This window comes from Salinimicrobium sp. TH3 (genome assembly GCF_026676115.1).
GTDB lineage: Bacteria > Bacteroidota > Bacteroidia > Flavobacteriales > Flavobacteriaceae > Salinimicrobium.
Genome location: NZ_JAPONB010000009.1, coordinates 25,178 through 40,957, shown reverse-complemented (window position 1 = coordinate 40,957; position 15,780 = coordinate 25,178). Strand labels below are relative to the sequence as shown.

General features: G+C 39.7%; 13 protein-coding genes. 11 read left to right on the top strand and 2 right to left on the bottom strand.

Annotated elements, in window-relative coordinates; translation table 11 throughout:
- The first annotated feature begins 14 nt into the window (after positions 1 to 14).
- The 4 genes from OU683_RS13315 (at position 15) to OU683_RS13300 (ending at position 4,753) form a co-directional block, all read left to right on the top strand.
- A complete protein-coding gene (locus OU683_RS13315; protein ID WP_326493556.1) occupies positions 15 to 386 on the top strand; it encodes a four helix bundle protein in 372 nt (123 codons plus the stop codon).
- Between the two features lie 57 nt (positions 387 to 443).
- A complete protein-coding gene (locus OU683_RS13310; protein WP_268139124.1) occupies positions 444 to 1,637 on the top strand; it encodes an acetyl-CoA C-acyltransferase in 1,194 nt (397 codons plus the stop codon).
- A 103-nt stretch (positions 1,638 to 1,740) separates the two neighbouring features.
- Positions 1,741 to 3,561, top strand: a complete 1,821-nt coding sequence (locus OU683_RS13305; protein WP_268139122.1) for an acyl-CoA dehydrogenase FadE — start codon at positions 1,741 to 1,743, stop codon at positions 3,559 to 3,561.
- 124 nt (positions 3,562 to 3,685) lie between these two features.
- Positions 3,686 to 4,753 carry a mechanosensitive ion channel family protein gene (locus tag OU683_RS13300; protein WP_268139120.1) on the top strand — a complete coding sequence of 356 codons (1,068 nt, stop codon included), beginning with the start codon at positions 3,686 to 3,688 and terminating at the stop codon, positions 4,751 to 4,753.
- Here OU683_RS13300 and OU683_RS13295 read toward each other — a convergent pair.
- Complete coding sequence (locus OU683_RS13295) at positions 4,701 to 6,518, bottom strand: glycoside hydrolase family 15 protein (protein WP_268139118.1); 1,818 nt, start codon at positions 6,516 to 6,518, stop codon at positions 4,701 to 4,703. The two genes, OU683_RS13300 and OU683_RS13295, sit on opposite strands and share 53 nt — an antisense overlap.
- A 95-nt stretch (positions 6,519 to 6,613) precedes the next feature.
- Here OU683_RS13295 and OU683_RS13290 point away from each other — a divergent pair, with 95 nt between their 5' ends.
- From OU683_RS13290 to OU683_RS13280, 3 genes are all read left to right on the top strand, one after another.
- Complete coding sequence (locus OU683_RS13290; RefSeq protein WP_268139116.1) at positions 6,614 to 8,830, top strand: bifunctional alpha,alpha-trehalose-phosphate synthase (UDP-forming)/trehalose-phosphatase; 2,217 nt, start codon at positions 6,614 to 6,616, stop codon at positions 8,828 to 8,830.
- Between the two features lie 146 nt (positions 8,831 to 8,976).
- On the top strand, positions 8,977 to 9,243 hold the full coding sequence (locus OU683_RS13285; RefSeq protein ID WP_268139114.1) for a YtxH domain-containing protein: 267 nt from the start codon (positions 8,977 to 8,979) through the stop codon (positions 9,241 to 9,243).
- A 94-nt stretch (positions 9,244 to 9,337) separates the two neighbouring features.
- Positions 9,338 to 10,693, top strand: a complete 1,356-nt coding sequence (locus tag OU683_RS13280) for a M28 family peptidase (RefSeq protein WP_268139112.1) — start codon at positions 9,338 to 9,340, stop codon at positions 10,691 to 10,693.
- Positions 10,694 to 10,742: 49 nt separating this feature from the next.
- Here OU683_RS13280 and OU683_RS13275 read toward each other — a convergent pair whose 3' ends face one another.
- Positions 10,743 to 11,705, bottom strand: coding sequence for an App1 family protein phosphatidate phosphatase (locus tag OU683_RS13275; RefSeq protein WP_268139110.1), 963 nt, complete (start codon positions 11,703 to 11,705; stop codon positions 10,743 to 10,745).
- A 65-nt stretch (positions 11,706 to 11,770) separates the two neighbouring features.
- Between OU683_RS13275 and OU683_RS13270 the strand changes: the two genes are divergently transcribed.
- The 4 genes from OU683_RS13270 to OU683_RS13255 all read left to right on the top strand — a co-directional run bounded on the left by OU683_RS13270 (position 11,771) and on the right by OU683_RS13255 (position 15,541).
- Positions 11,771 to 12,646, top strand: a complete 876-nt coding sequence (locus tag OU683_RS13270; RefSeq protein ID WP_268139108.1) for a diacylglycerol/lipid kinase family protein — start codon at positions 11,771 to 11,773, stop codon at positions 12,644 to 12,646.
- A 155-nt stretch (positions 12,647 to 12,801) separates the two neighbouring features.
- Positions 12,802 to 13,431, top strand: coding sequence for a hypothetical protein (locus OU683_RS13265; protein WP_268139106.1), 630 nt, complete (start codon positions 12,802 to 12,804; stop codon positions 13,429 to 13,431).
- An 18-nt stretch (positions 13,432 to 13,449) separates the two neighbouring features.
- A complete protein-coding gene (locus OU683_RS13260) occupies positions 13,450 to 14,178 on the top strand; it encodes a PRC-barrel domain-containing protein (RefSeq protein WP_268139104.1) in 729 nt (242 codons plus the stop codon).
- 148 nt (positions 14,179 to 14,326) lie between these two features.
- Complete coding sequence (locus tag OU683_RS13255) at positions 14,327 to 15,541, top strand: bifunctional alpha/beta hydrolase/OsmC family protein (RefSeq protein ID WP_268139102.1); 1,215 nt, start codon at positions 14,327 to 14,329, stop codon at positions 15,539 to 15,541.
- The last annotated feature ends 239 nt before the right edge of the window (positions 15,542 to 15,780 follow it).

Below are 15,780 nucleotides of genomic sequence, written 5' to 3'. Positions count from 1 at the left end.
TAGATACTAGACGAATGGAGAAAATGGGACGACATAATTTTAAAAAATTAAAGATCTGGAATGAGGGGATTGCTCTTGTTGGGGAAAGCTATAAACTTACCCGAACATTGCCTGATAGTGAAAGATTCAATTTAATAAGTCAGTTAAACCGTTGTGCCGTTTCTATTCCTTCTAACATAGCTGAAGGCTCCAGCAAAAGTACCGACAGGCATTTTAAAAAGTTTTTGGAGAACAGTCTTGGGTCGGCTTTTGAATGGGAAACACAACTAATTGTCGCCTACAATGAAAACTTTCTTTCTAAGGAAAGATTTGAAGAACTGGAAAATAAGATTTTACAAATACAGAAAATGATAGGCTCCTTTATGGACAACCTTGGAAATGATTAAGTCTAGAATCTAGGCTCTAGTTTCCAGACTCTCGTTTTCAGATTAATATTTAGAACTATGAACAAAACAGCTTACATCGTAAAAGGATACCGAACTGCAGTGGGAAAAGCACCACGGGGGGTATTCAGATTTAAAAGGCCAGATGAATTAGCGGCAGAAACTATCCAGTTTATGATGGATAAGCTGCCCGAATTTGATAAAAAACGAATTGATGACGTGATCGTGGGGAACGCGATGCCCGAAGCCGAACAGGGACTTAATGTTGGGCGCTTTATCTCTCTCATGGGATTAAAGACCGAAGACGTACCCGGGATGACTGTAAACCGCTACTGTGCTTCAGGCCTGGAGACTATAGCAATCGCCACAGCAAAGATCCAAAGCGGTATGGCCAACTGTATAATTGCAGGTGGTGCAGAAAGCATGAGCTATATCCCTATGGGAGGTTATAAACCTGTACCCGATTATAAACTTGCAAAAGCCGGAAAAGAAGATTATTACTGGGGAATGGGATTAACTGCAGAAGCAGTTGCTCAAAAATATAAGGTTTCGAGAGAAGATCAAGATGAGTTCGCATTTAACTCTCACCAAAAGTCTCTAAAAGCTCAAAAAGAAGATCGTTTTCAGGATCAAATAGTACCGATCACAGTAGATCAAACCTATGTCGATGAAAATGGCAAAAAACAGACAAAATCATATACCGTCAATAAAGATGAAGGACCAAGAGCCGATACTTCCAGAGAAGTATTAGGAAAACTACGTCCCGTTTTTGAGGAGGGTGGAAGTGTGACCGCTGGTAACTCTTCTCAAATGAGTGATGGTGCTGCTTTCGTCATGGTCATGAGCGAAGAAATGGTGAAGGAATTAAATCTGGAGCCTGTAGCCAGACTTGTTAGTTATTCGGCTGTTGGGGTTGAACCAAGAATAATGGGGATAGGACCTGTTTATGCGATTCCAAAGGCTGTTAAACAAGCCGGAATTCAATTAAATGATCTTGAGTTGATCGAGCTTAATGAAGCCTTTGCATCTCAATCTTTAGCAGTAATTCGAGAACTTGGATTAGATATGGACCGCATGAACCCCAACGGAGGAGCTATTTCAATGGGCCATCCACTTGGATGTACAGGAGCCAAACTTTCAGTTCAGTTGTTTGATGAAATGCGCAAACGTGAACTGAAAAATAAATACGGAATGGTAACCATGTGCGTAGGAACAGGACAGGGAGCCGCGGGAGTTTTTGAATTCCTGTCGTAGAAAAAGATATTAGAGACTAGAGTCTAGATACTAGACTTTCCAATTAAAACAAAACCAGTCTAGGCTCTAGGTTCTAGAAGTCTAGGTTCTAAAAAAAAACAAAATGAGCACACAAACCAATAGTAACAAGAAAGACCTTCTACGCGGAGGGCAATTCCTGGTAAAGGAGACTAAGGCAGAGGATGTATTTACTCCGGAAGATTTCACTGATGAGCAAAAAATGATGCGGGATTCGGTGCAGGAATTCGTGAATCGCGAATTGATGCCAAGAAGGGAAGAATTTGAAAAGAAAAATTATGAACTTACCGAAGATCTTATGAAAAAGGCCGGGGAAATGGGCTTTTTGGGAGTTTCGGTACCCGAAGAATACGATGGCTTGGGAATGGGTTTTGTCACTACTATGCTTGTGGTAGATTATATTTCGGGTGCTACGGGATCATTTTCCACCGCTTTTGGAGCACATTCGGGGATTGGAACACTTCCAATCACGCTCTACGGGAATGAAGAGCAGAAGAAAAAATATCTTCCGAAGCTTGCCACAGGAGAATGGTTTGGAGCTTATGCCTTGACAGAACCAGGAGCAGGTAGTGATGCAAATTCAGGAAAGACCAAAGCAGTTCTTTCTGAAGATGGAAAATATTACAACATCACCGGACAAAAAATGTGGATCTCCAATGCGGGCTTCTGCAACATGATGATCGTATTCGCCCGAATTGAAGATGATAAAAACATCACCGGATTTATAGTGGAATATGATTCCGAAAATCCAAATGGAATCTCGTTGGGAGAAGAAGAAAAGAAACTGGGAATCCACTCCTCCTCTACCCGGCAGGTGTTCTTTAACGACACAAAAGTTCCGGTAGAGAATATGCTTTCAGAAAGAGGGAGCGGTTTCAAGATCGCGATGAATGCTCTAAACGTAGGACGTATAAAACTAGCCGGAGCTTGTTTGGACGCACAACGCCGATCAATCGATGCTTCAGTAAAATACGCAAATGAGCGCGTACAGTTTAAAACTCCAATAGCCAATTTTGGTGCTGTTCAGTCGAAATTAGCCGAAATGGCAACTTCGGCTTATGCAGGGGAATCTGCTTCATATCGTGCTGCTAAAGATATTGAGGACAGGATTTCCATCCGTCAGGAAGAAGGGAATTCTCACCAGGAAGCCGAGTTGAAAGGAGTTGAGGAATACGCCATAGAGTGTTCCATCCTAAAGGTTGCAGCTTCAGAAGATCTTCAGAATTGTACAGATGAAGGTATACAGATCTTTGGGGGAATGGGCTTCTCGGCCGATGCTCCTATGGAATCTGCTTGGAGAGATGCGAGAATTACCAGGATTTATGAAGGTACTAATGAAATCAACCGCATGCTTTGTGTGGGAATGCTCGTGAAAAAGGCCATGAAAGGACACGTGGACCTTCTTGGACCAGCGACTAAAGTTGGAGAAGAACTCACCGGAATTCCTTCTTTTGACAAGCCAGATTATTCAGAGCTTTTTGCCGAAGAAAAGGAAATGGTGAAAAAGTTGAAAAAAGTATTTTTGATGGTTGCAGGTAGTGCTGTTCAAAAATTTGGACCTCAGCTTGAAGATCACCAACAGTTGCTGCTGGCTTCTGCCGATATTCTTATCGAGATCTATATGGCCGAGTCTACTATTCTTAGGACAGAGAAAAATGTTAACCGTTTTGGCGCCGACAGTCAGAAAGAACAAATTGCAATGTCGAAATTGTATTTATATCACGCTGTTGACACTATAAACCAAAAAGCCAAGGAAGGAATCGTTTCTTTTGCTGAAGGAGATGAACAAAGAATGATGTTGATGGGCTTGAAGAGATTCACCAAATATGAGAACCATCCAAATGTAGTGGAACTTCGTAAGACAATTGCCGAAAAAGTAATTTCTGAAAACAAATATCCTTTCTAAAATATAATTTGCGTCAATTAAATCTGATGAAGGTCGCCACTGGCGACCTTTTTCTTTTTGTATTTCTTTAACAGCATAAATGAATTCCATTTTTTAGCTTGAAAGAAACGGAAATATCACACCTATGGGAGATACAACCCGCAACATCCTCATATTTTTAGCAGCATTAATTGTATTATACTTTTTGCTGCATTTTATATTGAAGAGACTGGGAAAGGATCCCAGTAATATATTACCCCAAAATATTGCCAGCCGTTTAAAAATCCCCATTATAATTCTTTTTTTTGCGGTTGCCATACAGTTCGTTCTTATTCGCAGAGAAATCATTACAGATGAAGGGCAGGTAGATTTCTTTCAGCAATTGCGTACCATTCTGCTTATTTTCAGTTTTACCTGGTTTATTGTAGTCGCTATAAGGGTTGCCAAAAATCAATTTTTAAAGCAGTTTGATGTCACCACTCAAAATAATTTACGGGCCCGTAAATTCTATACTCAATTCAACATTATTGAAAGAATTTCGATTTTCGTCGTCGTGCTTTTTGCCCTGGGCATTGCACTCCTCACTTTTGACGGAGTTGAAGAAATTGGTATAAGCATCCTCACCTCTGCCGGAATTGCCGGTATAATCCTTGGTCTTTCTGCTCAAAAAGTCTTTGGAACTATTTTCGCCGGAATTCAAATAGCGATTGCACAACCCATACGTATAGATGATGTTGTTATAGTTGAAGGGGAATGGGGAAAAATCGAAGAAATAAAACTCACATACGTCGTAGTGAAAATTTGGGATAAAAGACGTCTTGTACTTCCTACTACCTACTTCATCGAGAAACCTTTCCAGAACTGGACAAGAAGTTCATCGGACATTCTTGGTACTGTTTTCATCTATACAGATTTTGATCTTCCCATAGACAAACTAAGGGAGGAACTTACGCGCCTGCTCAATGCCACAGAACTATGGGATAGAGAAGTGAATGTTATACAGGTCACAGATCTAACCGAAAATACCATGGAATTAAGAGCATTAATGAGTGCCAAAGACGCACCTACTGCCTGGGATCTGCGGGTCTATGCCAGGGAAAATCTTCTTAAATTCATTCAGGAAAATTACCCCGACAGTTTACCGCGTACCCGTATTAATATTAAAGAAGATCTTCCTCCTCAAGAAGGATCTTCAAACGAGCCTCAGACGTAATATTCTGAGAAAAATTCATTGCTGTTTCAATTAGTGCCAGGTGTGAATAAGCCTGTGGGAAATTGCCCAGCAAACGTTTGGTTTCAAAATCGAGATCTTCACTAAATAAGCCAAGGTGGTTACTGTATGATAGCAATTGATCAAACATCTTCATTGCTTTTTTCTTTTCTCCAATTTTATAAAGGCTGTTGATAAACCAGAAGGTACAAATAGTAAAAGATGAAGAAGGAGTTCCAAAATCGTCCTTATTTTTATACCTGAATAAAAGCCCGTTATAGCTAAGTTCCCGTTCTGTAGCCTTCACCGTGCTAATATACCGAGGATCTTTAGCTTTGATAAAGCCATAATTCTCCATCAACAAAGTCGAGGCGTCAAGATCTTTGGAACCGTACGACTGCGTGTAAGCCTGCACCTCTTCATTCCATCCGCGGTGATAAATATCATCATAGATCTCCTGTCGCAAATCTTTCCACTTTTGATCATTGATCCCATTCCTAAGGATTTCACCTATTTTAACGGCTCTGTCTACTGCTACCCAGCATAACAGTTTCGAAAAGGTAAAATGTCGTTCTTCAGTTCTAAACTCCCATATACCTTTGTCAGGTTGTTTCCAGTGCTCTTCGACAATACGCACAATCCCTCTCACAATGGTCCATAGTTCTTCACTGTTTTCCAAAGTAGTTTCAAATCTTAAGAATTGCTGATAGATCACTTCCATTAGAATCCCATAGATATCATTCTGCTTTTGAATATATGCAGCATTCCCAATACGTACCGGCTTTGAACCTTCATAGCCATCGAGGTGATCCAGGATATGTTCGGTCAATTCTTTTTCACCGTTGATCCCATACATGATTTGCAGTTTTTCATCCTTATTCGGAATAAGATCGATAATAAACTGCAGGAAGTGCTCTGCCGACTCCCGATGTCCCAGGCTGCTCATCACCTTGATCACCATAGAAGCGTCACGAATCCAGCAAAAACGGTAATCCCAGTTACGCACTTCCCCAATAGTCTCGGGCAGGGAAGTGGTCACAGCTGCAAGAACCGCTCCCGTCTTTTGATAGGTCATAGCCTTTAGTACAAGAGCACTTCGGTTTATGGCCTCATCGTAATGCGGAAATTTGGTAGTAGATTCGCTCCAGTTCATCCAATAAGTCTTGGTTCGCTGAAACTTTAGATAGGCTCTTTCCAGATTTTGTTCCCTGAGTTTTTCATGATATCCCATCAAAAAATATGCATTCTCCTCCAGGGTTATCTCCTCCCCGTTCAATACCTTATCCAAATCCAGACTGGTGTAGAGATACAGCGAGTCATAAGTACCTTCTTTGGTAAAGCTCTTGAGATAATAGCGATGATTTTCGGTAATTGTTTCTTCCCGGGCATAATTCAAGCGGGGTTGATAGCTTACCTTAAATTTTGGGGACCCTTTTAAAAGGTTAATATATCTTACCACATCTGGAGGTGTATAAAAAGTTCCATCCTCCTCCTTGTAACGGGGCATAAAATCTATCACCTGGAAGGCAGCTTCTTCCGAAGCAAAGGTGGTACACAATATATTAGTTTTCCGAAGGTATTTTTGAGAAATGTTATAATCTGAAGACACTTCAAAAGAAAAATGTCCTCCTTTATCCTTATCAAGCAATTTTGCAAAGACCGAAGCCGAATTAAAATTAGGCAAACAACACCAGTCGAGGGAGCCTGATTTCGTGATCAAGGCAGCACTTTTACAGTTGCCTATCAATCCATAATCCAATGTTTTCATTTAGTCTTAAAGTTCTTTTAAAATGGTAGGGGGCTTATTTAAAATTTCGGAAATTTAAGCAAAATGAATAAGATAGAACCCGCTTAAAATTTACTATGGGCAAAACAATAATAATCTCTAATCGCCTACCCTTACAAATAAATATTACTGAAGATGAAAAATTAGAAGTTACACCCAGTGTCGGAGGGCTTGCCACCGGATTAAAGAGTTTTCATCAGGAAGGAGACAGCATATGGATTGGATGGACAGGTCTTTCTGCTGAAGATATTCCCGAAGGAATGGAGGAGGAAGTAAAATCTGAAGCCAGGAAACAGGGATGTATTCCCGTCACTTTAACCACCGAAGAAATTGAAAAATTTTATTACGGCTTCAGTAACCGCACCATTTGGCCTTTGTTCCATTATTTTATGGAATACACAGAATTTCACCCAGATCATTGGGAGGCTTATAAACAAGTAAATGAAAAATACGCCGAGGCAGTTGTAGAGCACCTTGATGATGATGATGTAGTATGGGTTCACGATTACCAGCTGCTGTTGTTGCCCGAGTATATTAGAAAGAAAAATATGAAGGTAACTATCGGCTTTTTTAATCATATTCCTTTCCCGTCTTCTGAAGTTTTCAGGACCCTTCCATGGAGGGAAGAGGTATTAAAAGGTATGCTGGGGGCCGATCTTATTGGTTTTCATACTTATGATTACGAGAGACACTTCCTGCGCTCTGTTAACCGAATACTTCGCCTCGATATTAATTTTAACAGCGTCAATATTGGCGGCCGTATTGTGAGGTCAGATTCATTCCCAATGGGAATTGATTACAAGAAATTCCGAACGGCCGCAAAAGAACATTTTAATCAGCCCCGGAGTGAAAATTCTGATATTCAAAAGAAGCTGGATTATCACAAGTATGTGACCCGCAACACCAAATTGATACTTTCAATAGATCGCTTGGATTACACTAAAGGAATTGCCAATCGAATTAGGGCATTTGGATATTTTCTTGAGAAGTACCCGGAGTATCAGGAAAAAGTAAGGCTTATTATGCTGGCTGTACCTTCGCGCACCAATGTTCCGCAGTACCAACTATTGAAGAAAGAGATTGACGAACTTGTGGGACGTATTAATGGAAAGTTCGCTTCCATTAACTGGACACCCATTTGGTATTTTTATCGCTCTATGCCTTTTGAAAATCTTATTGACCTTTATACCTCAAGCGATGTTGCACTCATCACCCCTACCCGCGATGGTATGAACCTGGTTGCAAAAGAATACATCGCTACCAGGACAGACCAAACAGGAGTCCTTATTCTAAGCGAAATGGCAGGGGCGGCACACGAACTAAATGAGGCACTTATCATCAACCCCAATAACTTCGAACAAATAGTAGACAGTATAAAAATGGCTCTCGAAATGCCCAAAGAAGAGCAGGTGCGCCGCAATAAACTCCTTCAAAAAAGGCTTAAGCGATATAATGTAGAAAAGTGGGCTAAAGATTTTATGAAGAGCCTGCGGCAAACCAGAGATTCCCGAAAGGCTTTCAAGGCTATTCAAATTACAGAGAATATTAAAAAGGACCTTTTTGATAAATACAGTGCGGCACAGCGCCGCATCCTGTTCCTGGATTATGATGGCACCCTTCGTAAATTTGTAGACAAGCCCGATGATGCCATGCCCGATCCCGATCTAATTCAATTGGTTACAAGACTTGGGGAACAAAAAAATACCCGGGTTGTACTTATAAGCGGAAGAGACAAAGAAACCCTTGGAACCTGGTGGAAGAATGTTCCCATAGAATTAATTTCTGAACATGGGGTCTGGAACCGGCCGGTAAATGAAAGCTGGCAATTAACAGAAAATCTCAACAATAACTGGATGTCCTCTGTTCGTCCCGTTCTGGAGACTTATGTAGATCGAACTCCCGGCACCTTCATTGAAGAAAAGAACTTCTCGCTTGCGTGGCATTATAGAAAAGCAAATCCCGAATTGGGCGAAGTAAGAGCGAATGAACTTTCGGCAGTTCTAAAAGACATGATCTCTAATCACGGCTTAACCGTGTTACAGGGAAATAAAGTACTTGAAATAAAGAATAGCGGAGTAAATAAAGGTAAGGCAGCCAATAAATTGCTGGTAGAAAAATACGATTTCATCTTTGCCATAGGTGATGACTGGACCGATGAATACCTGTTTACCGAACTTCCAGATCAAACAGTAAGTGTTAAAGTGGGAAGGAATAAGACTAAGGCAAAATACTACGTAGATGATGTAGATGAGGTGCTTGAATTATTGGGGCAATTTGTAAGCCTTACCCGTTGATATAGGAACAAAAACTGTTAAAAAGGAGTAAATATTAATTGTTATTTTAAATCAACCTTAACTCTGGTTTTCCATACGAAACCTGCAAATAAGGTATATTAGCAATTGGATATTTAACCATTATCGAATTTAGAAAACAACGAAACATGAAAACAGGAAAAATTTTAGCAGGAATACTTTCAGGGGCTGCTCTTGGTGCTGTAGCAGGATTATTATTCGCACCAAAAAAAGGATCTGAAACACGGAAAAACATTGCTGATAAAGGCAACGAATATATGTATGGAGCCAAAAGCAAATACAACGACCTAAGCGATAATCTTTCTCACAGATATGATTCTGTAAAATCAAAGATTAAAGGAAAGTCTAAAGAACTTCAAACAGAAATGGACGGAGATGATAAGATCATCTACTAAGACTTCTTGAAGATTTAAATTAAAGCTGCATCTCATGCAGCTTTTTTTATGTTTTATTTTTCCTATTTTGTAAACAGGAATCTAAAAAATTAATATGCTTAAAAATGCCATTTTTGCCACCTTTGTTTTTTGTGGTCTTACCAGCTTTGCTCAAGAGGTTGCACCCCCACAGGTAGACCTTAGAATTTACGATATAGTGGAATCGGTTTCTGCCGATGAAATTGAGAGCGATATTCGTCGTCTGGCTGGTTTTGGAACACGAAATACCTTTAGCGATACCGTTTCCAATACCCGCGGAATTGGAGCTGCCCGGAGATTTATTAAAGCCGATTTTGAAAAAATTTCCCAGGAGTGCAATGACTGTCTTGATGTATTTTACCAGAAGGATTTTGTCACCAAAGAAGGAAATAACCGCGTTCCCAAAGATGCATGGGTAGTAAATGTTGTGGCAGTACAAAAAGGAACCAAATATCCAAACCGATATATTATTATGAGCGGTGACATTGATTCCCGGGCTAGCAACACAATGGATTTCACCACAGATGCTCCTGGAGCCAACGACAATGCCAGCGGAATGGCAGGAGTTATGGAGGCGGCACGTGTGCTTTCAAAATATGATTTTGAGAACAGCATTATATACCTTGGACTATCTGGAGAAGAACAGGGATTGTTTGGGGGACAGGGTTTTGCTAAAATGGCTAAAGACGAAGGCTGGGACATCATAGGAGTTCTAAATAATGATATGATCGGCAATATTAAAGGAGTTGACGGAGTCATTGACAACCGAAGTTTCAGGATCTTTTCTGAACCCGTTCCTCCCACAGAAACTGAGGACGAAAGAAAAATGAGAAGGTATTACGGAGGGGAAGTAGACGGTATTTCCCGACAATTAGCCCGCTATGTTCATCGTACTACCGAGACCTATATGCCCGAAATGAACCCAATGATGATCTACAGACTTGACAGGTTTGGTCGTGGAGGGCATCACCGGCCTTTCAATGATCTTGGGTTTGCAGGAATTAGAATCATGGAAGCCCATGAGAACTATAACCAGCAGCATCAGGATATTCGTACTGAAGATGGGATCGAATATGGAGATGTGATTGAACATGTGAATTTTGATTACGCCGCCAAGCTAACTGCTGTGAACGCAATCACTATGGCAAGTCTTGCATGGGCACCACCTGCTCCTAAAGAAGTAAAGATTGGTGGAATTGTAGAGCCTTCGGCTAAATTAAAATGGGAAAAAGTGACTGGCGATAATGTAGCCGGTTATAAGATTTACTGGAGGGAAACGACCTCCCCTCAATGGCAGCATTCGAGATTTGTTGGGAACGTAGACAACTTTACTCTCGAGGGAATAGTAATAGATAATTTCTTCTTTGGTGTTTCAACTGTAGGAAAGAATGGAAATGAAAGTGTGGTAGTGTTTCCATCCAGCACCTTCTAAAATCAAAAATTACTTACCAAACCAAATTTTATTGAAAGTCATATAGGGATCAAACGATCCCTATTTTTTTTGAATGTCCAATGGCTTTTCCACTATCTTTAAAATAGCAGGTGGCAACTCCAAGATCCTCAATATTTTCCAATACCTGAATTATTTTCTCTTTCTGCCGTTTTGAAGTTTGCCTAATGTAAATAGCTCTAATGTTTAAGGGGAACATTTTTGTTATACGCTCATACAGGTAAGCATCCTGCTGGGAATCATCTCCCATTAAAACATATTGAAGTTGTGGATAAAAAGAAATAACATCTTTGATCTTGATAAATTTATGGTCATGACCACCCCTGCCCGTAAATAGAAAATCCCCAAGACCGGTTTTAATACTTTTTAATTTTATTACCGCTTTGGGAAGCTTATGTTTACGTGCAAACTGCAGAATAAATTCATATAAATTCCATTCACTGCTGGAAACATAAAAAAATGAATTGAATTGTCCTTCTTCCTGCCCGGCCCTGCTTAAAGCCTGGTAATGGGGAACAACATCGTCGAAAATCTCACGGTTGTCTATATTTTGGGTAAGGATCACATATAGCTTCTTGAAAAAATTCTGGGTGTGAGAAATAAGAAAAGTATCATCAATATCTGATATTATTCCAAGTTTACTTTTAAACGGCTTAAGCAATTCTCCTGTCTCTACCACTCCAATCTCTCCAAATTGACAGGTGACCGAGTATTCGTGCCAACCGCTCTCCAGGAATTTGTTATAAGGCAGATTAAACCTGAAGTACCCATCATCTGTAGTTTTTGTAACCACCTCAAGACTTCTAAAATTTAATTTCACAGTGGCATTTTTTATGGGACTAATCGTAAACATCTTGTAAACAGATTTTGCATGCCTGTAGCCCCTGCGGTCAATTTCATATTTATCTGGTGCCCAGGACTTAAAAACATGTCCAAACACTACTAATTCCTGATCATTCACATAACCCCGGTAGAGCTTAATGTCTAACCTCATATTTAATATTTTTTAACTACCTATCCCTCCCAAATTAGTTATTTTTAGGCACAAGCTCAATAAAAATGACAGACTTTAGCAGGGTTTTAATGGTAGTTAACCCGATCTCGGGTGGAATAGATAAATCAGATATCATCGAGGAGGTTAAAAAACAGGCAAAGAAGAAGAATTACGACCTGGATATCTACTACACCACCGGCAAGGATGACAAAGAACTCCTCTTTTCAAAAATTGAAAATTATGCCCCTCATCGTATTGTATCTGTAGGCGGTGATGGAACTATAAAATTGATTGCCGAACTTCTTAAAGATGATTCTGTTCCCATTGGAATATTCCCTGCCGGTTCGGCAAACGGTCTCGCCGAAAACTTTAATCTTCACGGCAGTGATGAATATCTTACCGAAGTAGCTTTGGGGGATAAATTTGAAAATATGGATTCTATTCTCATAAATAATGAGCTTTGTCTACATATAAGCGATATTGGATTAAATGCTGAGTTGATAAAAAATTATCAGGAAGGAAATATCCGCGGAAAATTAGGTTACTTATTAAAATCTATCCCGACTCTTATAAAAAGTGACTTTCCTTTTCAGTTTGATATACAGGTGGACGGAAAAAAATTCTCCCGCAACGCAGTTCTTGTAGCTGTTGCCAATGCCAGGAAATATGGTACTGGCGCCAATATTAACCCTCATGGCAGGTATAATGACGGCAAGTTCGAGATCCTCATATTTAAGGAATTCAATATTCCCCAGATCCTTAAAACCTTTAGCGAAAATGCAGAACTTGATGAGGATTTTCTGGAAATCATTTCTGCCGAAGAAGCAAGAATTTACAGTGACAAAAAGATCCCATTCCAAATAGATGGGGAATATAGAGGAGATATTAGCGATGTAACTGCCAGCATATCACCGGTAAAGATTAAAATTGCAGTTCCTTAAAAATAACTCTCTACATCTTCAACTACGCTAGCATTCTCGCAAACAATTAGCTATTTTAATGCTTAATTAACAATAATTTAGGCTACCCTTAGTTAAATTGGGCTGCCAAATGAGTAATTTAGATGTTCAATCTAACTAATTAAAAAAGAACAATTATGGCAGAGATTAAGATCGAAAAGAAGAAACCAATTTGGCCTTGGATTATCCTGGTACTGGTTATCCTTGCAATACTATACTTTTTAGTATTTGCCGATGATGATGATGACTTAGACGAGGTAGAAACTGAACAGGTTGAAGAAACTACCTGGGAGGAAGAAGACGCTGAAACCACCAATTGGGAAGACCAGACTGATACCACAGACTGGGACACCAGTGAAGGAGTTGAAGGTTATTTGGCCTACATCTCAGATCAGGAGAAAATGGGCATAGATCATCAATATACAAATAATGCTCTAATTGAGCTTATAAACGCTGTACAGGCAAAAGCAGATGATATGAACTATGACATTAGTGCCGATATGGAAACTGTAAGACAGGAGGCACAGGCAATAAAAAGCGACCCAATGTCTTTAACCCATGCAAATACAATTAAATCTGCAGGGACAAAACTGGCTAATGTGATGGAAAAAATGCAAAAGGAAGAGTTTCCTAACCTTTCCAGTGATGTAACTGAAGTGAAAACTGCAGCACAAAACATTGAGGGATCTACTCCTACCCTTGACCAAAAAGATCAGGTAAAAAAGTTCTTTGACGAAGCAGGAGACTTATTAAAGAAAATGAGCTAATCAAAAAAGAAAGAAATTATGACAGATAGAAAAGACAATAGAAAACATTTGTTTTACCTCAATGAACTTTCCGACTTTAAAGTTGACAGTGACGATCCAGATGTAAGAGGATGGCCTGTAAAAGATGTTGACAACAAAGTAATAGGGAAAGTAGATAACCTGTTGGTAAGCAAAGAAAAAAGAAGAGTAGTATATCTTGATGTTGAAGTGGATAAATCCATAATTGATGCAAACCATGATCCATATGGGAAATCTGCATCTGGAGATGTACACGAATTTATAAACAAAGAAGGAGAGAATCACCTGATCCTTCCTATAGGACTCGCAAGATTAAATGTGGATGATAAGTTTGTGTATACAGATAAAATTGACCACCGCACCTTTGCCGAGACAAAAAGGATGGAGAAAGGGTATGACGTAGATCGTGAATATGAGATGGTTGTGCTGGAATCCTACAACCGCGAAGACCGCAGAGACAGAGACAAAGATCTTGGTTCACACGACAAAGATGAAGAAAGAAAAAGAATGAGAGATGCCGATAGAAAAAATGACCTTTCTGATCATAACAAAAGTGATCGAGAACGTACCCTTACAGACAGGGATCGTGGAGTTGTAGATCGTGATCGTGACCCTCTTACCGGGAATGAATCTGGAAAACATTCTGACCGCCGCAGCAGCGGAACAATTTCGGAAGATGACTCTTTCTATGATAGAGGAGAATTCGATCAAACCAAATATCGCAGATAACAGGTAATTACCTGTAGAAAGCAGGGCTTTTAAAAAGTATTCACTGTTTCCATTATATGAGGCATTAAAGAAACCATTTGGACTTTGATGTAGAGATGGAATTCAGGATGCTTTTTAAAAGCCTTTTTTATAATTCAATATCTTTCCTATGAACTATAAAAAAATAAAATTCAAAAATTCAGAAGGCCTGGAACTCTCAGGTTACCTTGAACTTCCCCTTAACAGGCATCCCCACAGTTACGTACTTTTCGCCCACTGCTTTACCTGTAATAAAAATTTCTTTGCAGTTAAAAATATTGCACGGGCACTTTCCGCAAAAGGATATGGCGTGCTGCGTTTTGATTTTTCGGGTCTGGGAGAAAGTGATGGCGAATTTGCCAATACCACTTTTTCTGGGAACGTGGAAGATCTGCTTGCAGCTGCTGATTTCCTCAAGCAAGAGTATAAAGCACCCGAAATGCTCATTGGTCATTCTCTGGGAGGGGCTGCAGTTATTTTTGCTGCAGAAAAATTGACCTCTGTGAAAAGTGTGGTCACAATTGGAGCACCCTCCTCCCCCGTTCATGTAAAAAATTTACTGAAATCCAGTCTCGAGGAAATTGATGAAAAAGGTGTAGCTCAAGTGAATGTTGGAGGTAGGAATTTTACCATAAAGAAAAAATTCCTGGAAGATATAAATACCCATGATCTTACCAGTTTTGCAAGGGATCTAAAAAAAGCATTTTTGATTATGCATTCCCCACAGGACTCTGTAGTAGAAATTAGCAATGCAGAAGCTTTATACAAAAGTGTGAAACATCCCAAAAGTTTTGTTTCTCTGGATGGCGCAGATCATTTGTTAACCAATACTAAGGATTCAGAATATGCAGGAATGGTAATAGCCTCCTGGGCCTCGCGATATCTCGAAATACCAGAAGAAAAAGAATTGGAAACCAACCATCAGGTTGTTGCAAACCTGGGAGAAGAAGGATTCACAACCCAAATGCGAGCAGGCAAACACTACTTCACGGCCGATGAACCAAAATCCTTTGGAGGAGAGGACTTTGGTCCTTCTCCATACGAACTTCTTTCTGCCGGCCTGGCAGCCTGCACCTCTATGACCATCCAAATGTATGCACGACGTAAAAAATGGCCCCTACTCAATGTTGAGACCCACGTAGATCACCAAAAAAGTCACGCCGAAGATTGTGAGAACTGTGAAAGAAACACCGCGAAAATTGACCTTTTTGAGAGGGAAATAGTTCTTGAAGGAAATCTCGACGAACAGCAGCAACAAAAGCTATTGGAAATTGCCGATAAATGTCCGGTGCATCGTACTCTTTCAAACAAAGTGAAAATAACTACCCAATTGAAGAAAATTTAATCATCCTTAAAAAAATAGGTCTTGAACTTCTTTTGCTGTTTTAAAAAATTCATAAGTGCTTTTATCTTTACTGAAAGCATTTGATAAATGCATTTAGTTGCAAAAAATAGAAGATTAGTAAAAACCTGTAAATCAACTACTAGCATTTAAGATATTTAGTCAACATTTCTACAGTAAAATCCAGCTATTGTTAAGCTCTCCTTAATTTTTTGGCAAATGAGGCAGCATACTCTATTTTA